This is a genomic window from Bacillus sp. HU-1818 (assembly GCF_022695965.1).
GTDB classification, from domain to species: Bacteria; Bacillota; Bacilli; order Bacillales; family Bacillaceae; genus Bacillus; species Bacillus atrophaeus.
Genome location: NZ_JAAPBE010000002.1, coordinates 297,030 through 321,439 on the forward strand (window position 1 = coordinate 297,030; position 24,410 = coordinate 321,439).

The 24,410-nt window shown below is 44.1% G+C and carries 25 protein-coding genes and 2 pseudogenes; 21 read left to right on the plus strand and 6 right to left on the minus strand.

The window, feature by feature from the left end:
• Positions 1–2: 2 nt before the first annotated feature.
• Positions 3–1,547: a UDP-glucose--hexose-1-phosphate uridylyltransferase gene (galT, locus tag GXP75_RS06820; protein WP_242556438.1), complete on the plus strand. Its 1,545-nt coding sequence runs from the start codon at positions 3–5 to the stop codon at positions 1,545–1,547.
• A gap of 121 nt (positions 1,548–1,668) precedes the next feature.
• Here galT and GXP75_RS06825 read toward each other — a convergent pair whose 3' ends face one another.
• Positions 1,669–1,914: a GlsB/YeaQ/YmgE family stress response membrane protein gene (locus tag GXP75_RS06825; protein ID WP_003326408.1), complete on the minus strand. Its 246-nt coding sequence runs from the start codon at positions 1,912–1,914 to the stop codon at positions 1,669–1,671.
• 509 nt (positions 1,915–2,423) lie between these two features.
• On the opposite strand from GXP75_RS06825, the gene qoxA reads away from it, so the two are divergent.
• The 4 genes from qoxA to qoxD are packed head-to-tail and all read left to right on the plus strand — an operon-like array spanning position 2,424 to position 6,365.
• A complete protein-coding gene (qoxA, locus tag GXP75_RS06830) occupies positions 2,424–3,389 on the plus strand; it encodes a cytochrome aa3 quinol oxidase subunit II (RefSeq protein ID WP_088118530.1) in 966 nt (321 codons plus the stop codon).
• Between the two features lie 27 nt (positions 3,390–3,416).
• Entirely contained in the window at positions 3,417–5,366 is a 1,950-nt protein-coding gene (gene qoxB, locus GXP75_RS06835) for a cytochrome aa3 quinol oxidase subunit I (RefSeq protein ID WP_061572167.1), read from the plus strand.
• A 14-nt stretch (positions 5,367–5,380) separates the two neighbouring features.
• A complete protein-coding gene (gene qoxC / locus GXP75_RS06840) occupies positions 5,381–5,995 on the plus strand; it encodes a cytochrome aa3 quinol oxidase subunit III (RefSeq protein WP_003326411.1) in 615 nt (204 codons plus the stop codon).
• A 1-nt stretch (position 5,996) separates the two neighbouring features.
• On the plus strand, positions 5,997–6,365 hold the full coding sequence (qoxD, locus tag GXP75_RS06845; RefSeq protein ID WP_010790299.1) for a cytochrome aa3 quinol oxidase subunit IV: 369 nt from the start codon (positions 5,997–5,999) through the stop codon (positions 6,363–6,365).
• Between the two features lie 49 nt (positions 6,366–6,414).
• Here qoxD and ywcE read toward each other — a convergent pair whose 3' ends face one another.
• Positions 6,415–6,675, minus strand: coding sequence for a spore morphogenesis/germination protein YwcE (gene ywcE, locus GXP75_RS06850; protein WP_150224151.1), 261 nt, complete (start codon positions 6,673–6,675; stop codon positions 6,415–6,417).
• Between the two features lie 253 nt (positions 6,676–6,928).
• Here ywcE and GXP75_RS06855 point away from each other — a divergent pair, with 253 nt between their 5' ends.
• From GXP75_RS06855 to GXP75_RS06870, 4 genes are all read left to right on the plus strand, one after another.
• Positions 6,929–8,086: a GNAT family N-acetyltransferase gene (locus GXP75_RS06855; RefSeq protein WP_242556439.1), complete on the plus strand. Its 1,158-nt coding sequence runs from the start codon at positions 6,929–6,931 to the stop codon at positions 8,084–8,086.
• Positions 8,087–8,305: 219 nt separating this feature from the next.
• Complete coding sequence (locus GXP75_RS06860) at positions 8,306–9,490, plus strand: FtsW/RodA/SpoVE family cell cycle protein (protein WP_214915957.1); 1,185 nt, start codon at positions 8,306–8,308, stop codon at positions 9,488–9,490.
• Positions 9,491–9,592: 102 nt separating this feature from the next.
• Positions 9,593–10,342: an oxygen-insensitive NADPH nitroreductase gene (gene nfsA / locus GXP75_RS06865; protein ID WP_003326417.1), complete on the plus strand. Its 750-nt coding sequence runs from the start codon at positions 9,593–9,595 to the stop codon at positions 10,340–10,342.
• Between the two features lie 343 nt (positions 10,343–10,685).
• The gene (locus tag GXP75_RS06870; RefSeq protein ID WP_010790294.1) at positions 10,686–11,687 is read left to right on the plus strand and encodes an LLM class flavin-dependent oxidoreductase; all 1,002 of its coding nucleotides are present in this window, start codon (positions 10,686–10,688) and stop codon (positions 11,685–11,687) included.
• Between the two features lie 3 nt (positions 11,688–11,690).
• Here the strand turns inward: GXP75_RS06870 and GXP75_RS06875 are convergent, their stop codons facing one another.
• Both GXP75_RS06875 and GXP75_RS06880 read right to left on the minus strand, forming a co-directional pair.
• Positions 11,691–11,987: a hypothetical protein gene (locus tag GXP75_RS06875; protein WP_239813961.1), complete on the minus strand. Its 297-nt coding sequence runs from the start codon at positions 11,985–11,987 to the stop codon at positions 11,691–11,693.
• 55 nt (positions 11,988–12,042) lie between these two features.
• The gene (locus GXP75_RS06880; protein ID WP_242556440.1) at positions 12,043–14,463 is read right to left on the minus strand and encodes a S8 family peptidase; all 2,421 of its coding nucleotides are present in this window, start codon (positions 14,461–14,463) and stop codon (positions 12,043–12,045) included.
• 520 nt (positions 14,464–14,983) lie between these two features.
• On the opposite strand from GXP75_RS06880, the gene GXP75_RS06885 reads away from it, so the two are divergent.
• A complete protein-coding gene (locus GXP75_RS06885) occupies positions 14,984–15,304 on the plus strand; it encodes a hypothetical protein (protein ID WP_214915966.1) in 321 nt (106 codons plus the stop codon).
• A gap of 28 nt (positions 15,305–15,332) precedes the next feature.
• Complete coding sequence (locus GXP75_RS06890) at positions 15,333–16,163, plus strand: PRD domain-containing protein (protein ID WP_242556441.1); 831 nt, start codon at positions 15,333–15,335, stop codon at positions 16,161–16,163.
• Between the two features lie 43 nt (positions 16,164–16,206).
• Here the strand turns inward: GXP75_RS06890 and GXP75_RS06895 are convergent.
• Positions 16,207–16,452: pseudogene (locus GXP75_RS06895) on the minus strand (formate/nitrite transporter family protein); the annotation flags it as partial.
• A gap of 28 nt (positions 16,453–16,480) precedes the next feature.
• Between GXP75_RS06895 and GXP75_RS06900 the strand changes: the two are divergent.
• The 5 genes and pseudogenes from GXP75_RS06900 to GXP75_RS06920 all read left to right on the plus strand — a co-directional run bounded on the left by GXP75_RS06900 (position 16,481) and on the right by GXP75_RS06920 (position 20,278).
• Positions 16,481–16,633, plus strand: coding sequence for a hypothetical protein (locus GXP75_RS06900; RefSeq protein WP_242556442.1), 153 nt, complete (start codon positions 16,481–16,483; stop codon positions 16,631–16,633).
• 91 nt (positions 16,634–16,724) lie between these two features.
• Positions 16,725–18,110 carry a sucrose-specific PTS transporter subunit IIBC gene (locus tag GXP75_RS06905; protein ID WP_242556443.1) on the plus strand — a complete coding sequence of 462 codons (1,386 nt, stop codon included), beginning with the start codon at positions 16,725–16,727 and terminating at the stop codon, positions 18,108–18,110.
• The gene (locus GXP75_RS06910) at positions 18,107–19,546 is read left to right on the plus strand and encodes a sucrose-6-phosphate hydrolase (RefSeq protein WP_242556444.1); all 1,440 of its coding nucleotides are present in this window, start codon (positions 18,107–18,109) and stop codon (positions 19,544–19,546) included. Before GXP75_RS06905 ends, GXP75_RS06910 begins: the two co-directional genes overlap by 4 nt.
• Before the next feature lie 12 nt (positions 19,547–19,558).
• Positions 19,559–19,672 (plus strand): annotated as a pseudogene (locus GXP75_RS06915) (acetyltransferase); the annotation flags it as partial.
• 357 nt (positions 19,673–20,029) lie between these two features.
• Positions 20,030–20,278: a hypothetical protein gene (locus tag GXP75_RS06920; RefSeq protein WP_061572178.1), complete on the plus strand. Its 249-nt coding sequence runs from the start codon at positions 20,030–20,032 to the stop codon at positions 20,276–20,278.
• Positions 20,279–20,308: 30 nt separating this feature from the next.
• Here the strand turns inward: GXP75_RS06920 and GXP75_RS06925 are convergent, their stop codons facing one another.
• Positions 20,309–21,121 (minus strand): bifunctional hydroxymethylpyrimidine kinase/phosphomethylpyrimidine kinase, encoded by an 813-nt coding sequence (locus GXP75_RS06925; protein WP_242556445.1) that lies wholly within the window; start codon positions 21,119–21,121, stop codon positions 20,309–20,311.
• Between the two features lie 143 nt (positions 21,122–21,264).
• Here GXP75_RS06925 and GXP75_RS06930 point away from each other — a divergent pair, with 143 nt between their 5' ends.
• The 5 genes from GXP75_RS06930 (at position 21,265) to GXP75_RS06950 (ending at position 24,397) form a co-directional block, all read left to right on the plus strand.
• Positions 21,265–21,603 (plus strand): PadR family transcriptional regulator, encoded by a 339-nt coding sequence (locus GXP75_RS06930; protein WP_061572180.1) that lies wholly within the window; start codon positions 21,265–21,267, stop codon positions 21,601–21,603.
• Positions 21,596–22,231: a hypothetical protein gene (locus tag GXP75_RS06935; protein WP_214915975.1), complete on the plus strand. Its 636-nt coding sequence runs from the start codon at positions 21,596–21,598 to the stop codon at positions 22,229–22,231. Before GXP75_RS06930 ends, GXP75_RS06935 begins: the two co-directional genes overlap by 8 nt.
• Positions 22,232–22,285: 54 nt before the next feature.
• Positions 22,286–22,822, plus strand: a complete 537-nt coding sequence (locus GXP75_RS06940; RefSeq protein ID WP_242556446.1) for a hypothetical protein — start codon at positions 22,286–22,288, stop codon at positions 22,820–22,822.
• A 72-nt stretch (positions 22,823–22,894) separates the two neighbouring features.
• Entirely contained in the window at positions 22,895–23,701 is an 807-nt protein-coding gene (locus GXP75_RS06945) for a glycosyltransferase family 2 protein (protein WP_214915977.1), read from the plus strand.
• Positions 23,702–23,716: 15 nt separating this feature from the next.
• Entirely contained in the window at positions 23,717–24,397 is a 681-nt protein-coding gene (locus GXP75_RS06950) for a uracil-DNA glycosylase (protein WP_242556447.1), read from the plus strand.
• Positions 24,398–24,410: the final 13 nt, after the last annotated feature.

Below are 24,410 nucleotides of genomic sequence, written 5' to 3' on the forward strand. Positions count from 1 at the left end.
TCATGACGATTTTTGAACAGATTGAGGAACTCATTCAATATGGTCTGCGAAAGAAACTGATCTCGATTTTGGATGTTGATTATACGAGAAACCGTCTGTTTGAAGCGCTGGAAATACAGAACGCTGAACTTGTACATAATCAAAACAAAAAACAGGCGCCGCACAGCCTTCCTGAACTGCTTTCTCCCATTTATGAGTGGGCGGCGGAAAATGGGCGCATTGAAAACAACACTGACACTTACCGCGATCTCCTGAGCGCCAAGCTCATGGGCTGCTTTGTTCCCCCTCCTTCTGCCGTAATCCGCCAATTTGAAGAAACGAAGTTATTGAACGGGCCTGAACAGGCCACCAAAGAATTTTATCAATTTTCTGAGGACGTGTACTATATTCGGTCTGACAGAGTCGCCAACAATCTCCATTGGCCGGTTTCGTCAACGTATGGCGTGCTGGAGCTGACAATTAATTTATCAAAACCCGAAAAGGACCCAAAAGCGATTGCAGAAGCAAAAGAACAGAAGCAATCCCATTATCCGCCATGTGTTCTTTGTAAAGAAAATGTCGGGTTTCAAGGCAGTTTAAACCAAGCCGCCCGTCAAAACCACAGAATCATTCCTGTCATACTCGGTGACGAACAGTGGTATTTGCAATTTTCGCCATATGTCTATTATCAAGAGCATTGCATTGTATTAAAGGATAAACATGAACCGATGCAGATCAGCAAAAAAACATTTGAAAGGCTGCTTTCGTTTATCAGCCAATTTCCGCACTATTTTATCGGTTCAAATGCCGATCTCCCGATAGTCGGCGGCAGTATTTTAAGCCACGACCACTTTCAGGGCGGAGCCCATGATTTTCCGATGGCGCAAGCTGAAATGGAGGAAGTGTACACCCTGCAAAATCACCCCGGCGTTACAATGGGCATCGTGAAATGGCCGATGTCTGTGCTGCGGCTTCAGAGCAGTGATCCGGCCATGATCGCTGAAGCGGCTGACAGCATTTTGGATGCTTGGCGGGGCTATTCTGATGAAACGGCGGATATTATAGCCTATACAGACGACACGCCGCACAATACAGTCACACCGATCGCAAGACGAAGAGGGGAGCTGTATGAGCTGGATATCGTGCTGAGAAATAACCGCACAAACGCAGAGCATCCGCTTGGTATTTTTCACCCCCACCAGGAAGTTCATCATATAAAAAAAGAAAATATCGGATTGATCGAAGTGATGGGCCTTGCCATATTACCGGGACGTTTAGAACAAGAAATGAAAGAAACGGCGGCAGCATTGTGTTCTGCCGATCCTGAAACGGCGATAAAAAACAATCCGTTAATCGTAAAACACCTTGACTGGTCATTGGAGCTCCTTGAAAAGCGAACGATAACCAATGAAAATGCGGAACAAATCATAAGAGAAGAGCTGGGTAATGTGTTTGCGAGCATTTTGGAACACGCCGGAGTATTTAAGCAGACTCCTGAAGGGAAAAAAGCGTTTAAACGATTTATCAGCTGCTTGGGAGTTGTACCTGAAAAAAGCCTCAATCCATAGGATTGAGGCTTTTTCATGCTGATTCGGCAGGCATTCCCGATGAGAAAGTCTCTGCTTCACTTGTTGTCTTTTCAAAGCAACATAAAAGCCAGATCATCTGTCATGATCTGGCTCTTCATTATTATCCTCTGCGTCTGGCTAATAAGCTGACAAGGAAAACAACAATCGCTGCGCCGATCACCGCAGGAATGATGGCGAAGCCGGCAAGGCTGGGACCCCATGTGCCAAGCAGACCGTGTCCGATCCAGGCACCGATAAGTCCAGCGATCATAGACCCGATAATTCCGCCGGGCATACTGCCTTTTACAAATAGGCTTCCGAGCCAACCGATAATAATAGCAACAATTAAAGAAACAATAATACTCATCATTAACACTTCCTATTTTTTTATTTACCTATATCCTTCCTCAAGTTTGTCTATACTAAACATTTGAATATGCTGGGCGAAATCTGAACTGCTGACAGCATATCCCGACTGTTTTCGACCTTTTCTTTCAGAATATCTTACGCTAAAATGGTAAACGTGCGAATTTATTCAAACAGTGGGAAAATTATTTCCAAGGCGAAAAGATTAACAAAATGAAATTTATGATTGACCAAAGTTTTTTATTGTGGTAAACCTTTATTTGACAGAATAAGTTTTTCATCATCTTTCTGTACCTATATGCTGAAATATCTAAAAACTTCTTATGTTAAGTGATAAGTGTGAAAATAGTAGGAGCAATTTATGTCGAATTTATGACATTTACTCGAAAAAAGGATGAACTTTAGAAAAAAATAAAGCTAATAAGAGAAGATTTTGATAGCATAACTAAGGTAGAGAAAAGATTTTGAGGAAGCATGCATTTCAGCTTTATTATATCAATAGGAAGGATGGTGATCTTCTTGTTCAGAGCATTTAAACCGATACTTTTATTTGCGATGTTGGCTGCAGTTTTTGTCCTTGGAGGATGCAGCAATATTTCCGTGTTAGATCCGAAAGGTCCTGTCGCTGATCAGCAAAGCGATTTAATCCTGTTATCAATCGGATTCATGTTATTTATTGTCGGGGTCGTATTCGTACTCTTTACCATTATCTTAGTAAAATACCGCGACCGTAAAGACAAAGACAACGGAAATTACAAGCCGGATATGCACGGCAACACGTTTTTAGAAGTAGTCTGGACAGTGATCCCAATTTTAATCGTTATCGCACTTTCTGTGCCTACCGTACAGACGATATATTCGTTAGAAAAGGCTCCTGAAGCAACAAAGGATAAAGAGCCTCTTGTTGTGTACGCTACTTCGGTAGACTGGAAATGGGTATTCAGTTACCCTGAACAGGATATTGAAACGGTCAACTACTTAAATATCCCTGTAGACCGTCCGGTATTGTTCAAAATTTCATCGGCAGATTCAATGGCTTCGCTATGGATTCCTCAGCTTGGAGGACAAAAATACGCGATGGCGGGAATGCTGATGGATCAGTACTTACAGGCTGACGAAGTGGGAACTTACGAAGGCCGTAACGCGAACTTCACGGGTGAACACTTTGCCGATCAGAAGTTCGATGTAAAAGCAGTAACTGAAAAAGACTTTAACAGTTGGGTGAAAAAGACTCAAAGCGATTCTCCTAAGCTGACAAAAGAGAAGTATGATGAACTTATGCTTCCGGAGAATGTTGATAAATTAACGTTCTCATCAACACACCTAAAATACGTCGATCACGGGCAGGATGCCGAGTATGCGATGGAGGCACGCAAACGCCTGGGCTATCAAGCCGTTTCACCGCACTCTAAAACAGATCCGTTTGAAAACGTAAAGAAAAATGAGTTCAAAACGTCTAAAGATACAGAAGAATGATATTGATCAAGAAAGGAGGAAGCTCGCATGAAATTCAAATGGGATGAATTTTTCGTAACAGGTGACCCATTAATCCTGGGCGCACAAGTGTCCATCGGACTTACAACCATCGCTCTTATTTTCGTGCTCACTTACTTTAAAAAGTGGAAGTGGCTTTGGTCTGAATGGATAACGACTGTTGACCATAAAAAACTCGGAATCATGTATATTATCGCTGCGGTGGTTATGCTGTTCCGGGGCGGGGTCGACGGCTTGATGATGCGTGCCCAGTTAGCGCTTCCTAATAACAGTTTTTTAGACTCTAACCACTATAATGAAATTTTCACGACTCACGGTACGATCATGATCATCTTCATGGCGATGCCGTTCTTAATCGGGCTTATTAACGTTGTTGTGCCACTTCAAATTGGTGCGCGCGACGTAGCATTTCCTTATTTGAACAACCTAAGCTTCTGGACATTCTTTGTCGGAGCGATGCTATTCAACATCTCTTTCGTTATCGGAGGATCTCCGAACGCAGGCTGGACCAGTTATATGCCGCTTGCAAGTAATGATATGAGCCCTGGGCCGGGTGAGAACTACTACCTGCTCGGACTTCAGATTGCCGGTATCGGTACGCTGATGACGGGTATCAACTTCATGGTAACGATACTGAAAATGCGTACAAAAGGCATGACGCTTATGCGTATGCCGATGTTCACCTGGACGACGCTGATCACAATGATTATTATCGTTTTTGCTTTCCCTGTACTTACAGTAGCATTAGCACTTTTATCATTTGACCGTTTGTTCGGAGCACACTTTTTCACACTGGAAGCTGGCGGTATGCCGATGCTTTGGGCGAACCTGTTCTGGATTTGGGGACATCCTGAAGTATACATTGTTATTTTGCCGGCATTCGGTATTTTCTCAGAGATTATTTCTCAGTTTTCAAGAAAACAATTATTTGGTTACAAAGCGATGGTTGGTTCCATCATTGCCATTTCCGTATTGAGTTTCCTAGTATGGACTCACCATTTCTTCACAATGGGGAACAGTGCGTCTGTTAACTCTTTCTTCTCGATAACGACAATGGCGATCTCGATTCCGACCGGGGTTAAAATATTCAACTGGCTGTTTACGATGTATAAAGGCCGGATCAGCTTTACAACGCCGATGCTGTGGGCGCTTGCGTTTATTCCGAACTTCGTTATCGGCGGGGTTACAGGGGTTATGCTTGCGATGGCGGCAGCGGATTATCAGTACCATAATACGTACTTCCTTGTATCTCACTTCCACTATGTGCTGATCGCTGGTACTGTATTTGCATGTTTTGCCGGATTTATTTTCTGGTATCCGAAAATGTTCGGCCACAAGCTGAACGAAAGAATCGGAAAATGGTTCTTCTGGATCTTTATGATCGGGTTCAATATTTGTTTCTTCCCGCAATATTTCTTGGGGCTTCAAGGAATGCCTCGCCGTATTTACACATACGGACCGAATGATGGCTGGACAACATTGAACTTTATCTCAACTGTGGGTGCCTTCATGATGGGTGTCGGATTCTTAATCCTTTGCTATAACATCTATTACAGTTTCCGTTACTCTTCTCGCGAGATCAGCGGAGATGCATGGGGCGGAGGACGTTCACTTGAGTGGGCGACTTCATCTGCAATTCCGCCGCATTACAACTTTGCGGTGCTTCCTGAAGTCAAATCTCAGGATGCGTTCTTACAAATGAAAGAAGACAAAGTTGATATTCATCCGGAAAGCAAATTCAAGAAAATCCATATGCCTAGCAACTCAGGCAGACCGTTTATTATGTCGGTTGCATTCGGAATAGCCGGTTTTGGACTTGTGTTTGAATGGTACTGGATGGGCATCATCGGCCTGATCGGAGTTCTGCTCTGTATGGTTCTTCGTTCATTCGAATATGACAATGGCTACTATGTAAGTGTTGACGAAATAAAAGAGACGGAAAGAAAGATTTCCGAGTAAAGGAGGCGTGACTTATGGAACATGCAGAACACGGCAATTCTAACGCGCCTATGGAATACCAATCTGAAACCGGCAGGCTGAATATCCTCGGGTTTTGGATCTTTTTAGGGGCAGAAATTGTGTTGTTCTCAACACTATTTGCAACCTTCTTCGTTCTTCAAAACAGAACAGCAGGAGGGGTCTTGCCAGAAGAACTATTTGAAGTCAACCTGGTAATGATTATGACATTCTTGCTGCTTATCAGCAGCTTTACCTGCGGGATCGCTGTTCATGAAATGCGCCGCGGCAGCTTAAAAGGCGTCGTCATTTGGACAATTATCACACTTCTTCTTGGCGCCGGCTTCGTCGGTTGTGAGATCAATGAGTTTGTCCACTATGTACATGAAGGAGCATCTCTCGGTACAAGTGCGTTCTGGTCTGGATTCTTTGTTCTGCTTGGAACTCACGGAACTCACGTAACGATCGGTATTTTCTGGATTGCAGGAATTTTACTTCAGTTGAAGAAACGCGGACTTACTCCGCAGACTTCATCTAAAATCTTTATCTCAAGCTTATACTGGCACTTCTTAGATGTTGTATGGATCTTCATCTTTACCGGTGTCTATCTCATGGGATTGGGGGGTCTGTAAGATGGCGACTAACGAACACAATCACTTTCCATGGAAGCACATTGTAGGTTTTGCGTTGTCTATTGTCCTGACCCTGCTTGCCCTTTGGGTTGCTGTGTATACGGACTTGAGCTCATCAGCAAAACTTTGGATTATTTTCGGATTTGCATTTATTCAGGCAGCCTTGCAGCTCCTCATGTTTATGCACATGAGAGAGAGCGAAAACGGTACGATACAGGTCGGAAACACGTTGTTCGGATTCTTCGGCGCAATCGTTATTGTGCTTGGATCTGTATGGATTTTCGCTGCCCATTATCACCACGGTGATCATATGGATGGAAATCCTCCCGGAGGCGCTGAACACTCAGAGCATTCCGGACACAATAAATAAAGACGAATTGAAAAAACCCTCTTCACATGAAGAGGGTTTTTTGCTGCAGTCAGGTGCTTCTTTTTCTGCGGAGATATGGAAGTCCGTAAATGATAAAGGCCGCAATATGGGCAACAATGACGTTGACAGCAAACAGTACGATCATGAGAGTGTGTCCGAGTGGAGAAAGGCTTTCTGTTGCATAAAAGTAGAAGAAAACCCACATTAAAATGATTGGCGGAATAGCTGAGAGTGCGACTTTTTTGTTATCAAGCCAAATAAAAAGAGGAGTGGCGGTAGCAACCAGTAAATAAGCAAAAAACATGTCCATTTTACCCGTCTCCTTTCATTTTGTGGTAGCGTTTACAAAAATGAAATAGAGGAAAGAAATTGTGTCTGTTTTGTGGTCGTTTTTTGAACATTTTGTTACATTTATTATACCATGTTTTCCAGAAATTGATACATGTTTTGTACGGATTGTGTTGCAACTATAGCCTTATTTTTAAAAGCTCGATGGATAGGAGTTTGTATACAGTTAGGCGAATATAACTGCGGAGAAGACTTTTGAATCAGGAGGAATATAAATGAGCAGAGTCGTTAAGCTAAAAACAGATGATGATTTAGACGAAGCCTTGCGCATGTCAGAGTATGCATTCCATTACCCGCTTTCAAACGAGGAACGGAAGAAGAAAAAAAAGATATTAGATCAGCATCATATTATCGGAGTGAAGGAACAAGGCAAGCTGGCGGCAAAGCTCCACATTATTCCTTTCACCGTGATGGTGGAACAGCGTGAGCTCAAGATGGGAGGAATCGCTGGTGTAGCCGCGTGGCCTGAAAAAAGAAGAAAAGGTGCGGTAAAGGAGCTGATCATCGAATCGCTGTCTATTATGAAAGAGCAGAAGCAAACAATCAGCTTTCTGCACCCGTTCCTCATATCCTTTTACAGAAAATTTGGCTGGGAGCTTTCTTTTTATCAAAAGCTATTCACGATAAAAAAAGAACACCTTCATCAGCTTGAGGAGGCCCCAGGAACAATTCAAAGACTAGACAGGGAAAATGGGGCTTTAAGGGCGGAAGGAATCTACAGCGAGTTCAGAAAGCGGTATAATGGATTGCTAGAACGCTCACGGGAGCATTGGTTAACGAAGCTGTCCAAAAACCAGTTTATTGCCGTGTATCACTCGGCAGATGAAGTTCCTTGTGGATATCTTGTGTACAGAATGGAGAAAAGAATCATGCATGTGGAAGAAATGATTTTTCTCAATCAGGAGGCACAGAAAGGCCTGTGGAACTTTATTTGCCAGCACGATTCGATGCTCGATGAGGCCGTCATAACCGCAGAGCCCCGTAGTGAGCTTGATTTCTTAATAGCCGAACCGCGAATCAAGCAGGAGCTTTATCCATACAGTATGGCACGAATTGTTGATGTGGAGGGCTTTTTGCAGCAATATCCGAAACAGGCGATCAAAGAACCGTTTTTCTTTCAGGTAAAGGACCCTTGGGCTGATTGGAATGAGCGGCTCTTTTGCTTGAATTCGCAAGGTGTCTCCATTGTTGAGGAAAAAGCGCCGGAGAACACATTGTACTGCGGCATATCAGCCTTCAGCGCCTTTTTCCTTGGCGCCCGCTCTGGCCAATTTTTGTATGAAGCCGGCCAATTGTCAGGCCCGCTTTCTGAAATAGAAAAACTGGATGCAGCGATCCGTCCGCGCTCTCCGCTGCTAATGGACTTTTTTTAAGCCAAAGCCCCTTCAACAAAGAAGGGGTTATTTCGTTTGAAAACTTTTGTGGCAGCCGAAACATTTCTGTTCCTTACACGTCATATTTCGTGTAGCATAAAAAGCCGTCAACGAATGGGCAAAAATCAAAAAAGGAAACAACCTTCTCGTATTATCTTGAAGGAGGTTCATGTATAATAAACAATAGTGATTTCCGATGAAAATGTAAGGCGGGATAGAATGAGTCGATACAAGAAACAGCAAAACCCCTTTTACCAGGGGGATTTGATTTTTATATTTGGTATGTTTTTTATTATTAGTGTGGTAGCCATTTATGCTGCCGGTCAGTTTGGACAATATGGCAGCAATGCTTGGACGAGACAAATTGTTTATTATGTACTGGGCGCAATTGTGATTGGCGTACTTCTATATTTTGATTTAGAACAGTTAGAGAAGCTTAGTTTGTATATATATTTATTAGGCATATTATCTCTTATTGTATTAAGAATAAGCCCGGAATCCATTGCTCCAGTAAAAAACGGCGCAAAAAGCTGGTTTCAATTTGGATCAGTAACCTTGCAGCCGTCTGAATTTATGAAAATCGGGTTAATGATGATGCTGGCTTCAGTCATTTCTAAGGCTAATCCAAAAGGTATACGCACTCTTAGGGACGATATGATTCTTTTAGCGAAAATTGCAGGGGTTGCTGTTATTCCGATTGGTCTAATTCTTCTGCAGGATGCAGGAACTGCTGGAATCTGTATGTTTATTGTTTTGGTCATGGTATTTATGTCAGGTGTAAACTGGAAACTGATCTCTGTTATTGGCGGATCCGGTGTTATTTTAGTTTCACTCATTTTATTAGTTATGATTAATTTTCCGGATGCTGCGAAGTCAATAGGGATTCAGGATTACCAAATCAATAGGGTGACATCTTGGGTTGCTGACTCTGGTTCGTCAGCTGAAACTGACAGTGATAACCATTGGCAGGTTAATCAAGCAGTAATGGCAATTGGCTCAGGCGGTATTACCGGTAACGGAGTCAATAATCTAAAGGTTTATGTTCCAGAGGGACAGACCGATTTTATCTTCGCTATTTTGGGCGAGAGTTTTGGTTTTTTGGGCTGTGCCATTGTCGTGATTATGTATTTCTTTTTAATATATAGACTTGTCGTTCTCATTGATAAAATAAGTTCTTTTAACCGTTTTGCTTCTTTCTTTTGCGTAGGGTTTACAGCTCTAATTGTCATCCATACCTTTCAAAACATCGGAATGAACATCGGCATTATGCCTGTTACCGGGATTCCGTTGCTGTTTATCAGCTATGGGGGAAGCTCGACGCTTGCCACATTGATCGGTTTCGGCATCGTCTACAATGCCAGTGTTCAGCTTACAAAATATAAGAGTTATCTATTCAATTCGTAAATGTAAAGACAGCCGTCAGCAGGCTGTCTTTTTTTCGCGGAGCATTTCACTTTTGGCATGGCTCTGTTTCGGATATGATAAAAAGAGAAGGAGGTTCTTTTGATGAACAATACAATCGAAACCATTTTAAATCACCGCTCCATCCGGTCTTTTACCGATCAGCTTCTGTCTTCAGAAGAGATTCATACATTAGTCGAAAGCGCACAGGCGGCGTCTACGTCCAGCTATGTACAGGCTTACTCTATTATTGGGGTTTCCGATCAGGACAAGAAGCGTGAGCTGTCGGTTCTTGCTGGCAATCAGCCATATGTTGAACATAACGGGCATTTGTTTGTTTTTTGTGCTGATTTGTACCGCCATAAAGCATTGGCTGAACAAAAAGGGGAAGATATCACCGAGCTGCTGGAAAATACGGAGATGTTTATGGTCAGTATAATTGATGCAGCGCTTGCCGCTCAGAATATGAGCATTGCGGCAGAATCAATGGGGCTTGGCATTTGTTACATCGGCGGCATACGAAATGAGCTGGACAAAGTAACGAAGGTGTTAGAGACACCGGATCATGTTCTTCCGCTATTTGGACTTGTTGTCGGGCACCCGGCAAACACTTCAGGGAAAAAGCCAAGGCTGCCGAAGCAAGCTGTATATCACGAGAATGTGTATGATTCGAGTGAGGAGAATTTCCGTAAAAACATGAATGAGTATGATCAAACCATTTCGAATTATTACAAGGAAAGAACGAATGGCCAGCGGGTTGAAACGTGGTCGGATCAGATTCTGCAATTCATGAAGCAAAAACCGCGTACGTATTTAAATCAATATGTGAAAGACAAAGGCTTTAATAAACAATAATCATAAGACCTCTCCAAAAAGCTGGGGAGGTTTTTTGTGTTTCACGTGTAACATATTCCGACAAATTAAGACATGTCCATCATATATTTGATGAACAAATAAATGACAATCCACAGGGGGACGCTAAAGAGGATTCCGAATAGCAGACTTTGAACAAATTTCTGTCATTTCTTAAGGCACTGGGATTTTGGCGCGGGGTTTGTTGATTCTTCATTCTGGATTGGCTCCTCCTATTGATGGCATGATGTTCATTTTATTATGTCCATGTTAAAAGGTGAAAGTGTGAGCGTCCTATGAGAAAAAAAGGCCGGGCAGTGATACGATGATGGTGAGGTGGTAGGGAATGATTTCATTAAGTATATTAGATCAATCTCCTGTATCAGAAGGTCAGTCGGCGGAAACGGCTTTACAGCAGACTGTCGAACTTGCGCAAGCGGCGGATGACCTTGGATATAAGAGATTTTGGGTTTCTGAGCATCATTTTTCCAAACGGCTGGCCGGCTCTAGTCCGGAGGTTTTGATCAGCCATATTGCGGCCAGAACGAAGCGTATTCGTGTCGGGTCAGGCGGTGTGATGCTGCCGCATTACAGTGCTTATAAAGTTGCTGAAAACTTCCGTGTGCTTGAGGGGCTTACGCCTGGGAGAATAGATCTCGGACTTGGCAGAGCGCCGGGCGGTATGCCGATTGCTTCATGGGCGCTGAATGATGGCGGAAAACGCAATGCAGATCAGTATCCTCAGCAAATTCGCGAGCTGACAATGTATTTGCATGACTTAGCTGATGACAATCACCGTTTTCCAAATCTGACGGCGGCGCCTCATATTTCCACTGCGCCGGATGTGTGGCTGCTTGGCTCCTCAGGAGAAAGCGCGCTGCTTGCTGCTGAAACGGGAGCGGGATACATGTTTGCGCATTTTATCAACGGAGAAGGCGGAGAAGACACCGTCAGACAGTATAAAAGAAGGTTTAAGCCATCTGTCTTGGGAAAAGAGCCGCGAGCGGCAGTCGCTATTTTCGTCATTTGCGCCGATACAGAGGAAAAAGCGGAAGAGCTTGCAGCGGTGCTTGATTTTACACTGCTTGCAGGGGAGCAGGGTATACCTTTAGATGGCGTGCCTTCTTACGAGAAGGTCCGCGGGAATACATACTCGCCCTATGAGCAGAGACGGATTGATGATAACAGAAGCCGGATGATCGTTGGCACGAAAGAGCAGGTGAAGGAACAGCTTTTGGCCCTCAGCCAGGCTTATGGGACAGAGGAGATTATGGCAGTGACGATCACCAACCAATTTGCGGATAAGCTAAAGTCTTACCGTCTGCTTCGTGACGCGTTTGTTGAATAAGAGTCAGCGCCTTGTTTGCATGTAGCGTCTGAGCTGATAAAGAGGAGCGATGATGAGAAGCGCCATAAAGTAGACAGCAGTCACGGCCCAGCTCAGAGGCTGAATAAGCAGAGTGTCCACCGTGTCTTCTGCCGCTTTTTGAAACGGGCGGCGGCTGCCTTTTTTGTGATGGGATAAGCAGTAGAGCGCAGTGAAAACAATAAAACAGACAAAAAGCATAGTGAGTGATAATAAGATGAAGAAAGAAAGCATGGCTTGTACGCCCTCCAAATCTTTTTTCAGACACTTATGTATGATCATTCATTAGTGTAGCACAAAAAAAGCCCTGCCGAGTCTTTCTCGGCAAGGCTTCTTATTATTCGACAGTAAAAGGTTCCTGCGTCAGAACCTGACTTGATTTGCCTTTGTTAGCCGCATAGGCGAGCATGTAATATTCTCCGGCCGGGAGCTTGCTTTCACCGTTGATTTTACCGTCCCAATCAAAGTACTGATAGCCTTTATCTTGGTTTTTGTAGATGCCTGCCTGGCCCATGAACTCAAAATTTTGGTCATATACGAGAAATGCCAGCTCTTCTGCTCCAGCAGGAAGATAAGTCTCAATCTCGTAGGTGCCTTGTACAGAACCTTCACTTACATCAATTGAAGTGACTCGCGGATAGTCAGGTTCCTTTACGATTAACAATGTAGGAATCTTGGCGACCGTTTTTCCGCCTTCTCTTACTGTAACCGTTCCTTCATAGGTACCGGCCTTTGCTTTTTTTGTATCCACTTTTACTTTGGCAACGGCTTTTCCGGTTTGGTGGGCAGGAATCACAACACGGCTTGTTCCTGACGTTGTAATGCCGTTACCGTTAAATGAATACTCAAGCTGGTACGACTTTCTGATGGAGGATTGGTTTTCAATTGTAAAGGTTTCTTTTTTCGTTTCTTTTCCTTTTTCCTTCAAAAATGTGCCGTATGAATAGCTTCCCGGAGAAACGATGGAGTCGGCTTTAAGGGTGTTTATAATTCTTGCGCTGCCCGCTCCTTGGGTATTATGCGGATACACATTGCCATCTCCGTCTTTTAATGTCACAGCTGTATTCATGATGGCGGATTTAATTTGTTCGACGCTCCATTTAGGCTTGGCCTGCTTTATTACCGCAACCGCACCGGCAATATGAGGCGATGCCATACTTGTTCCTTGCTTAGATCCGTATCCGTACGGGTTGTCAGAGTCATGTGTCGGAATGGTGCTGACAATGTTGACGCCGGGTGCGGAAATATCCGGTTTAATCATCCATGTATCCATGACGGGACCGCGGGAAGAGAAATCAGCGACCTGTTCGCCCAGTGCTTTAGAAATAGTCAATTCGAATGTTGCCTTTTTATCGCCTTTTTGGATATTTTTAACGAGTGTTTCACCGTCTTCCAGTGAAAGCTTCATTGTCGGTACAGACATACCCGGCACATTGGCTTCAATTTCTCCTGCATAATTGTTATACACAATCATACCGATTGCACCGGCTTTTTTTGCATTGTCCGCTTTTTCCACAAACGCAATATTTCCTCTTTTGACAACAGCGATTTTTCCTGTCAGATCTTTTCCTTCAAAATCCTTTGCTTCGCCGAGTCCCGCCTCCACAAGTTCTACTTCTTTGTTATTTAGCGCTTTCATGTCGTTTTCCTTGTCATATCCCAATACTTTGGCAGAGGCGAAAGATCCGAATGTGACGGCGTATTCATTGAGCGGCAGCTGGGTTGCTCCGACTGAAATTGCCTCTCTCGAAGTACCCGGCGATCCGACTGTCCAGCCATTTGGCCCGCTGTTTCCATTTGAGGTAACGGCGACGACTCCTTCTGACATCGCCCAATCTAGTGCGGTGCTTGTAGCCCAGTCCGGGCTATTCACTGTATCTCCAAGAGAGAGGTTCATCACATCAGCGCCGTCTTGTACGGCGCGTTCCACACCGGCGATCACATTTTCAGTCGTGCCGCTTCCTCCCGGCCCAAGAACACGATACGCAAGGAGAGTGGCATCCGGCGCAACACCTTTAATCGTTCCGTTGGCGGCAACTGTCCCAGCTACGTGTGTTCCGTGATCGGTCGCTTCACCTCTAGGATCGCCGACCGGCGTTTCTTTAGGCGTGTAATCATTGTCTACAAAATCATATCCTTTATATGGCCCAAAATTCTTCTTCAGATCAGGGTGGTTATATTCGACGCCTGTATCAATAACAGCGACTTTCACTCCTTTGCCTGTGTAGCCTAGATCCCATGCATCATTGGCCCCAATGTAAGGCGCGCTTTCATCCATCTGCGGAGAAATGGCGTCTTGGGCGATAGTGATGTCCTTCTTCTTCAGATGATCGGTCGTATAGGTTACATTCGGATAAACGGCCTTTACATCCTCAACGGCAAGGAGTTTTGGAATCTCATTGGCAGGAAGTTTCATAGAGAAGCCTGAAAATACCTGCTCATATTCTCGATTAACCTTCCCGTTTTTCACCGCTTTTGCCACTTTACTTTTCGCTTTTGAGCGTGCGTTTTTCAGTTTGTTTTTCGACTGGCTTTCGCCTGCATCCTTCGCTTCGGCTAAAGATTTTTCTTTTAACTCAACAATAACGGTCGTTTGCTTTTTGGTCGTCATATCAATGTCACCGAATACTTCGGCTTTTTCCAGGTCAGGCGACGTTTCGTTCGAAGCCGGAACGGCCTGAACACGTGTAATACTTGTGGATAACGTAAAGAATAATACAAAACTCAAGAGCAAAAAGCGAATCATCCCGTTTTTCAAAGTGTTTCCCCCTTTTGATAGTTAACAATATCTAGTATATATTTCTTGAAAATTCAAAAAAATCCTTGTGACAAATGGCTCATTTATGGATGTTTTTGTGTATAAAGAAGGAGTTATACACAGAACCCTGTGAATAACTTAATAAATCTGTGTATATATATAGGTGGGAATATATGTTCCTATACAAAATATTGATAGAGAATGTGGATATGTGGATATACCCTGTGATTAAGTTGTTCTTATCTTTGGGATAACGTGTGAATAATTTTTTTGATCGGTTCCCTAATTTTCATTCCGTTTCGTGCAACATTCAACAAAACTTCTTAAAACTAGTTTGTTTTTTCACTCATATTGTGACAAAGAATTCCTTTCATTCGGTCTATCATAGAGTCATGAGTTTGCTAGAGCCGCTAGTTTGCCAGAAAAGAAATCGGCCGTCTTTTCCGGTGACAGCGTCAAGAAAGAAAAACAGGCTGGCTGCAAAGGCCGCCTGCAATAAGAAGCGGAGGGATGTTTTGCGATGAAACGTTTACTTGTATCTTTAAAGGTGTGGATGGTCTTTCTGATGAACTGGGCTGCGCCGGCGGAACGAAAAATGGTTGCGACAGCGGTCAATATGATTCAAGGTACATATCAGCGGAATGCGGCAGTACAAGCCGGAGGGGGATTCTCGTTATCGGATTCGCCGGGGGCGCTTTATAATAGAGAAACAGAAAAACTGCAAGCAGCAGCCGGCTATAAGAATCGATGGCTGAATGCATTCAAGGAATCGCCAAAGCGGGAGAGAGCGGGTCCGGGTATCTTTACACAAAGAATAAAAGGAGGTACAATCCGCTCATAAAGGCTAATTTGGCGGGAGAGAGGACCTCTTGAAAATAGATAAGGTATTAAACAACAATGCGGCTGTCATAAAAGAGAATGGCGAGGAAAAAATTGTGATGGGCCCGGGAATTGCGTTTCAAAAAGGGAAAAATGATATCATTCCCACTAATAGAGTCGAGAAGATCTTTGTCGTGCACGACAAGAATGAAAAGTTCAAACAGATTCTTCAAACGCTGCCCGAGGTGCACATAGAAGCGGCTGAAAACATTATCAGCTACGCGGAAGGAAAGCTCGCTGCACCGTTGAACGACCACATTCATATCGCGCTTTTGGATCATTTGTCCTTTGCGATCGAAAGGATTCAAGATGGTTTGTTTGTGCAGAATAAATTGCTGCATGAGATTAAAGCGCTCTATAAAAATGAGTATGAGATCGGTCTATGGGCCATCGCTCATGTAAAAGAAACATTGGGTGTGTCTTTGCCTGATGATGAGGCAGGATACATTGCCCTTCACATCCATACCGCGAAGATGGATGCGCAAAGTATGCATTCAGCGCTGAAGCATACGACAATGATTAAAGAAATGATAGAGAAAATAGAAACCTATTTTAATCGAAAGGTGGACGAAAACAGTATTTCCTATCAACGCCTCGTCACGCATTTACGATATGCAGTCAGCCGGTTGGAATCAAATGAAGCGCTTCATGTCATGGACGATGAGATGCTTTGTTTCATCCAAAAAAAGTATTCTTTTGCTTATCAGTGTGCGCTTGAGCTGGCGGAGTTTTTAAAAAATGAATATCAATTGAATCTGCCGGAGTCCGAGGCCGGTTATATCACGCTGCATGTCCAGCGTCTTCAAAATATCTCGGAATAACTGCCCCTGAGCTTGCAGAGAGCCTGATCTCTGGAAGTTTTTTTTATTTGTCTGCATTTAATATCACGGCGGCGCCCGCGGTTAGATTTCCGAGCGTCACGGGAATCAGGTTTCTAGCAGTTCCCATCAATGTTACTGTATCTGGATGGTCGATGAAAAGTGTGATCGCGAAGGAGCACATATTTGCGATACTTTGTTCATAACCGGAAGCGAAAAAACAGAAAACAAAAAGCATCATGGCAAGCAGCTTTGCCTCTTCTCCTTTTAGAGACATCGGGATGAAAAAAGCTTTCCATAGCATGTCTCCTGCCTTCTGTGTGGGTAATGTCAATTATTGTCCATTGCTCTTCAACCTCGACTGGTGGTATTTTAAAAAACTGTTGACGAAAACGCTATCATATTTTATGATGAAAGCGCATTCTAAAATGAAATCAAGCGGGATTGTGACTGGTAAAGCAGGCAAGACCTAAAATTTGCGTAAATGAAAAAGGATCGCTGTGTCCTTTATTCGTTGGCGAATTTTAGGTCTTTTTTGTTTTTAAAAAGGGGGAGAAATAAAAGATGGATTACAGAGAGACTGCAAAACGCCTTATTATGCTTCTCGGAGGAAAAGAAAATGTCATCAGCGCCGCTCATTGTGCCACAAGACTGCGTTTGGTGATAAAAGATGAACAAAAAATAGATCAAGCGCAAGTGGAAGAGCTTGAAGACGTTAAAGGCGCTTTCAGCAGTTCAGGGCAATATCAGATTATTTTTGGAACAGGCCTTGTGAATAAGGTGTATGATGCTTTTTCTAAAGAAGCTGATTTAGAACGTGAAGAGGATGTGAATCACCAGGACGCCGCAAAACAGAAACTGAATCCTGCGGCGAGATTTGCGAAAACGCTTTCTAATATATTTGTTCCGATCATCCCGGCTATCGTAGCCAGCGGACTCTTAATGGGATTACTGGGGATGATAAATGCTTTTCATTGGATGAGTGAAGATTCCGCGCTGTTACAGCTGCTCGATATGTTTTCAAACGCGGCCTTCATCTTTCTGCCGATTTTGATCGGAGTCAGCGCTTCGAAAGAGTTTGGCAGCAACCCGTATCTGGGAGCGGTGATCGGGGGGATCATGATTCACCCTAATCTTCTGAATCCATGGGGATTGGCGGAAGCGTCACCTGATTATATGCATCTTTTCGGGCTTGATATCGCGCTTCTCGGTTATCAGGGAACAGTTATACCCGTTCTTTTAGCGGTTTACGTCATGAGCAAGGTGGAGAGATGGACAAGAAAAGTCGTTCCTCATGCAGTGGATCTGCTTGTTACGCCGTTTGTGACGGTGATTGTCACCGGATTTGTCGCCTTTATTGCGATTGGTCCTTTCGGAAGAGCGCTTGGCTCCGGCATTACTGTTGTTTTAACCTTTGTTTATGACCATGCCGGATTTATGGCGGGCCTTCTTTTTGGAGGGGCTTATTCACTTATCGTGCTGACAGGCGTTCATCACAGCTTCCATGCGATTGAGGCCGGCCTCATTTCAGACCTTGGAAAGAACTATTTGCTGCCGATCTGGTCAATGGCCAATGTCGCGCAAGGCGGCGCAGGCCTAGCAGTATTCTTTTTGGCGAAAAAGGCAAAAACGAAAGAAATTGCTCTTCCCGCTGCGTTTTCTGCTTTTCTCGGAATTACAGAGCCTGTCATTTTCGGCGTCAACCTCCGTTACCGAAAGCCGTTTATTGCTGCGATGATCGGGGGTGCATTGGGAGGAGCTTATGTAGTCCTTACTCATGTGGCTGCTAACGCTTACGGATTAACCGGAATACCGATGATCGCGATTGCGGCGCCGTTCGGATTTGGGAATTTGGCTAACTATCTCATTGGCATGACCATTGCTGGCGCAACTGCATTTATTGCGGCATTTGTAATGAAGATTAATGAGAATGAGGAGAGGAAAAAATGACAAAACATGATCAAGAACTGCGTCGCCGGGCTTATGAAGAGATGGAGAGAAAAGAGCATATTGTCAAAATGGATCCGTACCGCCAGCATTTTCATCTTATGCCGCCGGTAGGTTTGTTGAATGATCCGAATGGGGTGATTTATTGGAAGGGGATGTATCACTTGTTTTTTCAGTGGCAGCCGTTTCATACGGGGCATGGCGCTAAATTTTGGGGGCACTATTCGACGACGGATCTGGTGAATTGGGTGTGGGAAGAGATTGCGCTTGCACCAAGCGAATGGTATGACAAAAATGGCTGTTACTCTGGCAGCGCGGTCGGAAAGGATGGTCGTCTCTATCTTTTTTACACAGGGAATGTCAGGGATCAGGACGGGAATCGGGAAACCTACCAATGCCTTGCTGTGTCTGATGATGGGCGGACCTTTGAAAAGAAGGGGGTCGTCGCCCGCCTTCCTGAAGGATATACGGCTCATTTTCGCGATCCAAAGGTGTGGGAGCATGACGGCAAGTGGTATATGGTCATTGGCGCACAAACGGAGAACCTTAAAGGCAGTGCGGTTCTGTTTACTTCTGACAATTTGACGGAATGGACATTTCTTGGTCCGATTACTGGTCCCGGATTCAATGGACTTAAAGATTTCGGGTATATGTGGGAATGCCCTGATTTGTTTTCTCTTCAGGGGCATGATGTGCTGCTTGTTTCACCGCAAGGGCTTTACGCGGAAGGCATTCGTTTTCAAAATGTGAATCAATCAGGATACTTTGTCGGACGGCTTGATTATGATAAGCCCGAGATGAAGCATGGCGGTTTTACCGAGCTTGACCGCGGTTTTGATTTTTATGCACACCAAACCCTTGAAGATGAACGGGGTCGGCGGATCATGTTTGCGTGGATGGGTGTTCCTGGCCAGGATGAAACATCTCATCCGACAATTGAGTATCATTGGATTCACTGTATGACGCTGCCGAGGCTGCTGACCTTATCAGGGGAGAAGCTGATACAACAGCCGCTGCCTGAACTGAAGGCAATGCGGACCAATGAGCAAACAATCGATGTGAAATTGCATCAATCAACCGAAGCGCTTCCTGTGGAGAACGTAGAAAGAACAGAGATTTTGATTGAGAATATCCAGACTCTCTCAGGGTTTGAATTCGACATTCGAGGAGCGGCACGTTTTATATTTCGGCAGGATGAAGGGCTTGTAACATTGAAGCGGGTAAGCTTTGACGGCGAAAAAACGGAAGAAAGGCATTGCCATATCAATCGTTTGCATACGCTGCACATGTTTATAGATGCGTCTTCTTTTGAAATCTTTATCAACGAAGGGGAAGAGGTATTCAGTGCAAGATATTTTCCTTCCCTTGAAAACCATGAGGTGACAGTGAAGTCAAATGGAAATACGGGGATGAAGGTTTCCGTTTGGGCATTGAATTAGAATAAAATCTCTATCACTTTTGGACATAACGCTGTAATCGCATCTGGTGCTGTGGTAATAAAAGACGTTCCTGATAATACGGTGGTAGGCGGTAATCCGGCAAGAGCCATTAGACAAATTGCTTAAGGATCATTGATCAAAATAATAATATGACAATAGGTAAGTTGTTCAACCTGAAGTAATGCTTAAGTTTCCATGGTGTCTCCTGCCTTCTGTGCAGGGAATGCCCATATTATATATTGTGATTGTTTTCACATAATGATTTGCAATTTTTTCTCTAAAAGATGAAGAAGAAGTGCTTAGCCCAAGATATTTTCCTTTCCCGGGAAATGAGGAGGTCTCTGTCAATTCCGCTGGGAAAACGGAGAGAACGTGTCGATATGGCCACTTGGTCAATAAAAATAATCCTTTTTTCTTATGTGAAATCTATGCCATCTGTGCTATTCTTCAACGATAGACTACTATTTTTAAGGAGTTGTTTTCTTGAATTTGAATGAACAGAAGATAACGCCGGAATGTTTAGAAAAGGCAGCAGATCAAGTAGAGGATAAGAGAGAAGAATATAAAGAGGTCTTGCTTCAGCTCAAAAAGATGCTGGGAGGTTCCATGCCTCATAGTGAAATGAGAGAAAAGCTTACTGATACATACGAACAAATGAAGGAGTACGCGTTGTTTGTTCAATCTATTGAAGCGTTTCTGAGATCATCGGCGAGAAATCTTAAAGTGAAATAATCCCCCTCTTGAATAGAGGGGGATATTTGTTTATTTTTCAGCGAAGCGCATCGCAGAATGCTTCGTCGGTCCGATATATTGGTTCAGCGGGAACGATTCTTTAATCGCTGCTGTAATAAACTCTTTTGCCGCGTAAATCGCCTCTTTCACTTCAGTTCCTTTCGCAAGCTCTGCTGTGACGGCGGCGGAGAATGTGCAGCCTGCCCCGTGTGTGTAAGGCGTGTCGATCATTTCGCTTTCAAGAACTTCAGCCGTTTTTCCATCATACAAAACATCTACGGCTTTCTCGTGTTTGAGTTTGCCGCCTCCTGTAATTAAGACATATTGGGCGCCGAGCGCGTGAATTTTTTTCGCGGCTTCCTTCATGTCTTCCACTGTTTTTAATTCATCCATTCCGCTTAGCTGGCTTGCTTCGAATAGGTTTGGTGTAATGACTGTCGCAAGCGGTGCCAATTGCTCACGCAATGCTTCAGCGTGCTCAGGATAGAGAACTTCGTTTGCCCCTTTACATACCATAACGGGATCTATGACGACATTTTTTAATTGTTTTTCTTTAATCGTTTTTGCAGCAAGCTCGATAATCTCAACGGTTGGGAGCATGCCTGTTTTCATCGCATCAACGCCAATCCCGTCAACAATCGTTGCCAGCTGGGCGCGGATGGTGTCCGGATCAATCGGGAATACCTGATGATCCCAGCTATTTTCGGGGTCCATCGCCACGATAACCGTTAAAGCTGTCATTCCGTAGACGTTTTTTTCTTGAAACGTTTTTAAATCAGCCTGAATTCCCGCGCCGCCGCTGGAATCCGAGCCTGCAATAGTGAGTGCTTTGTGCATTGACATAAGTAAACCTCCATCATGTTTTATACCTCATTATAGTTAGATTTTCTCTTGATCACAATATTGAAGCCTATCAGGAATGAATTGACAATGACATTGAGGTTTCGTAAAATGCTACATAAGAATACTAGGTAGGGGTTTTGAATATGTTTAATCGTGAGCTTGTAAAGGGCAGTACCGTCATCTTACTTTTAACGCTGCTTAACGAACGGCCGATGTATGGCTATGAGCTTGTCAAAGAAATGGAGCAAAGAAGCGGGAATGAACTGCAAATGAAGGAAGGCACCCTTTATCCGTCGCTACATAAGCTTGAACGCCAAGGTTATATTTCTTCTTATTGGGAGAAGCAGTCAAAGGGGCCTGATCGGAAATATTACCGCATAACAGATGAAGGACAAGCGGTTCTGCTTGAGCGGACGAAGGAGTGGAGTCTGTTTTCGACGATGATGGACCGCATGCTGAAACGGGGCGGCCAGAATGGATAAAGACGCTTACGTAAACGAGATCAAAAAAGGGCTGCAAGATCTGCCGGACAGTGATGAATGGATGGAGGAATTGGAAAGCCATATCAGCCAGGCATTTGCTCATTACCTGAATGAAGGGAAAACCGAAAAGGAAGCGATGATGCGTATTTGGCACGAGGTTGGATCGCCGGCTGACATTATTCATTCCATTAAAAAAGAAACATCCGTATCTCCCCGCGGGTTTTTATTATTTCATTTCTTTTGCAACCTATCACTCTTTGCTGCGGGTGCGGCCTTAACCATGATCCATGTATGGTCCGTTCATCCGCTTGTGAAAGCAGTGTGGAGCGGAATTTCCGTGTCTGTTTGGCTGATATTAGGCGGTTATCTGCTTTATTGGATTTTTATTGGGTATCAGGCGGGAAGGGAATTTGGTTTTAGCGGGAAGAGGCTTGTACATCATACGGTATCGGTTTCCATGGCGCCGAATGTGTGTTTTATGCTTGTCTTTCTGTTCGGCCTTGTGCCGGCTGATCTGTTTCAGGCTATGCTCACACCGGGTTTTGTATTGGCCTGTGCCGTTGCGACCATGCTTTTTCCGGCATGCAGCCGGCTGGGCTGTTATGTAGGCAGGCGCCGTCTTGCCTAATTTTTTTCACCAAACTACATAGAAATACTATATACCGAGAGGAATATAATTAAAATGAAAATACAATCGTTTCTATACGGATTAATCGTTCATATAGCTATCTTCTTTTTTGTTGTATTTGGCATGTTTGCCGCTATGGCTGCGGCTGTTCTTCCTGCCTTTTTGTTTGACTGGCTCCCGGATGCTTTTTTTATGTTTTTCGGTGTTTTTCTGATGCTTTTTTTGTATGCGTTTGGCTGGTTTTGGGCCGCGAAATTTGCGTTTGATCAAAAGCTGCGATGGATTGATTTTCAAATCGGGTCGCTGGTGCCGCTGGTTTTAATGTTAGCTCTCTTTTTTATAGATGGCGCAAGCGTAGCGGACATTGTTTATGATTGGGATGATGCGGGATGCGGTTTTGTTCCTCCGGCGTTTGTTTTTTTGTGCTCTTTTTATGCGTTTGTATTGCTCCCTGTTTATCAATATAAATTGCGGCATCAAGTATTTGCTGACGGGGCTGATATGAAAAGAAAACTGTATCGCGTCTGGGGAGATCTCGTTCTCTTGCTTTTGCTGCTGATCGGAATTACGCTGCTCTTTGTCGATCGGTAGGAAATGCCCACTGTTCTCTTGTTGAATTTGTGTTTTAATAATACATGACAATAAATTAAGAAGGAGAGCATCATGAAGATATCCATTGTAATTGTGACGTATAATCGAATTCCAGCTTTATGCGAATTGCTTGAGTCGATCTCTAGACAAACGATGAATCCATATGAAATCATTATCGTAAATGACGCGGGGGAATCGGTTGATCATGTAAAAGAACTGTATGCCGAACTTCCGATTGCTGTTCTCCATTTAGAAAAGAACGCGGGGCATGTATTAGCCAGAAATGCCGGTGTCAAACAGGCGTCGGGCGATTGTATTATGCTTTGTGATGATGACGATTTCTTTACGCCCGGCCATCTTGAGAGAATGGCGGAAGAGTTGGAAACGGCGGATCTGGTCCATTCTGATGCGGAAATTGTTTCATTTGAAGAAAGAAACGGTACGAGATATCCGCTGTCACGTAAGTTATTCGCCTATACGGCCGACTATGAAGACATGAGAGTTTTCTCCACATATGTGCCGTCCGGCAGTATGTACAGACGTTTTTTGCACGATGAATTAGGGTATTTTGATCCTGAGGTTCATAACTATTGGGATTGGGATTTTTATTTACGAGCGGCGAAAGAGCACCGGGTCAAGCGTGTTGCTTGCGCAAGTGTGATTTATGCGTTTTCTGACGCAGGCGACAATCAGTCCAGCGACCTTGGCGCCAAACGGAAACAATATTTAGACCGGCTGAGCGAGAAGCATGGGCTCGGGGAGCTTCCGACAAAAAATTTCGCCGTCTTGTTAGAAGAGCCTGACATGAAAAGGCGTGAAGCAGCAAGCGACATCGTTTGGGACGGGCAGCCCGTTTATTCCAGACTTCACCGCTCATAAGGGAGGATCACAGCCTTGAAGCAGCTTTTAGAAAACAGCTGGTGGGATCAGCTTAAAGATGAATTTGAAAAACCATATTATCAACAACTGAGAGAAATGCTGAAACAGGAATATGCAAATGAAACGATTTTCCCGGAAAGCAATGATATTTATAATGCTTTGCACTATACTGCTTACGATCACGTAAAAGTAGTGATTCTTGGCCAAGATCCTTATCACGGTCCCGGCCAAGCCCACGGTTTAAGCTTTTCTGTGAAGCCGGGCGTAAAGCAGCCGCCTTCACTAAAAAATATCTTTCTGGAGCTTCAGAATGACCTGGGATGCAGCATACCGAATCATGGTTCGCTCGTCAGTTGGGCGAAGCAGGGAGTCCTGCTTTTAAATACGGTGTTAACGGTGCGGCGCGGCCAAGCCAACTCCCATAAGGGAAAAGGCTGGGAGCAGCTGACAGACCGGGTCATTGACGTGCTGAATGAGAGAGAGCAGCCGGTTATTTTTATTCTATGGGGCCGGCATGCGCAAATGAAAAAAGAACGGATCGACACGTCTAAGCATTTCATCATTGAGTCGACTCACCCAAGCCCATTCTCGGCGAGGAACGGATTCTTCGGAAGCAAGCCGTTTTCACGGGCGAATGCTTTTTTAGAAGAAATGGGTCAAGAGCCGATTCAATGGTGCATTCAAGATTTATCATAGGAAAAAAGCGCAG

Bases quoted from the DNA above. Each gene is read 5' to 3' on its own strand.
- GXP75_RS06875 (WP_239813961.1), bottom strand. From the start codon at position 11,987: ATGATCATACATAAGTGTCTGAAAAAAGATTTGGAGGGCGTACAAGCC.
- GXP75_RS06860 (WP_214915957.1), top strand. From the start codon at position 8,306: ATGAGTCGATACAAGAAACAGCAAAACCCCTTTTACCAGGGGGATTTG.
- GXP75_RS06825 (WP_003326408.1), bottom strand. From the start codon at position 1,914: ATGAGTATTATTGTTTCTTTAATTGTTGCTATTATTATCGGTTGGCTC.
- nfsA (WP_003326417.1), top strand. From the start codon at position 9,593: ATGAACAATACAATCGAAACCATTTTAAATCACCGCTCCATCCGGTCT.
- GXP75_RS06940 (WP_242556446.1), top strand. From the start codon at position 22,286: ATGAAAATACAATCGTTTCTATACGGATTAATCGTTCATATAGCTATC.
- qoxC (WP_003326411.1), top strand. From the start codon at position 5,381: ATGGAACATGCAGAACACGGCAATTCTAACGCGCCTATGGAATACCAA.
- GXP75_RS06885 (WP_214915966.1), top strand. From the start codon at position 14,984: ATGAAACGTTTACTTGTATCTTTAAAGGTGTGGATGGTCTTTCTGATG.
- GXP75_RS06945 (WP_214915977.1), top strand. From the start codon at position 22,895: ATGAAGATATCCATTGTAATTGTGACGTATAATCGAATTCCAGCTTTA.
- ywcE (WP_150224151.1), bottom strand. From the start codon at position 6,675: ATGGACATGTTTTTTGCTTATTTACTGGTTGCTACCGCCACTCCTCTT.
- GXP75_RS06930 (WP_061572180.1), top strand. From the start codon at position 21,265: ATGTTTAATCGTGAGCTTGTAAAGGGCAGTACCGTCATCTTACTTTTA.
- GXP75_RS06935 (WP_214915975.1), top strand. From the start codon at position 21,596: ATGGATAAAGACGCTTACGTAAACGAGATCAAAAAAGGGCTGCAAGAT.
- GXP75_RS06855 (WP_242556439.1), top strand. From the start codon at position 6,929: ATGAGCAGAGTCGTTAAGCTAAAAACAGATGATGATTTAGACGAAGCC.
- GXP75_RS06870 (WP_010790294.1), top strand. From the start codon at position 10,686: ATGATTTCATTAAGTATATTAGATCAATCTCCTGTATCAGAAGGTCAG.
- qoxD (WP_010790299.1), top strand. From the start codon at position 5,997: ATGGCGACTAACGAACACAATCACTTTCCATGGAAGCACATTGTAGGT.
- qoxB (WP_061572167.1), top strand. From the start codon at position 3,417: ATGAAATTCAAATGGGATGAATTTTTCGTAACAGGTGACCCATTAATC.
- galT (WP_242556438.1), top strand. From the start codon at position 3: ATGACGATTTTTGAACAGATTGAGGAACTCATTCAATATGGTCTGCGA.
- GXP75_RS06905 (WP_242556443.1), top strand. From the start codon at position 16,725: ATGGATTACAGAGAGACTGCAAAACGCCTTATTATGCTTCTCGGAGGA.
- GXP75_RS06910 (WP_242556444.1), top strand. From the start codon at position 18,107: ATGACAAAACATGATCAAGAACTGCGTCGCCGGGCTTATGAAGAGATG.
- GXP75_RS06925 (WP_242556445.1), bottom strand. From the start codon at position 21,121: ATGTCAATGCACAAAGCACTCACTATTGCAGGCTCGGATTCCAGCGGC.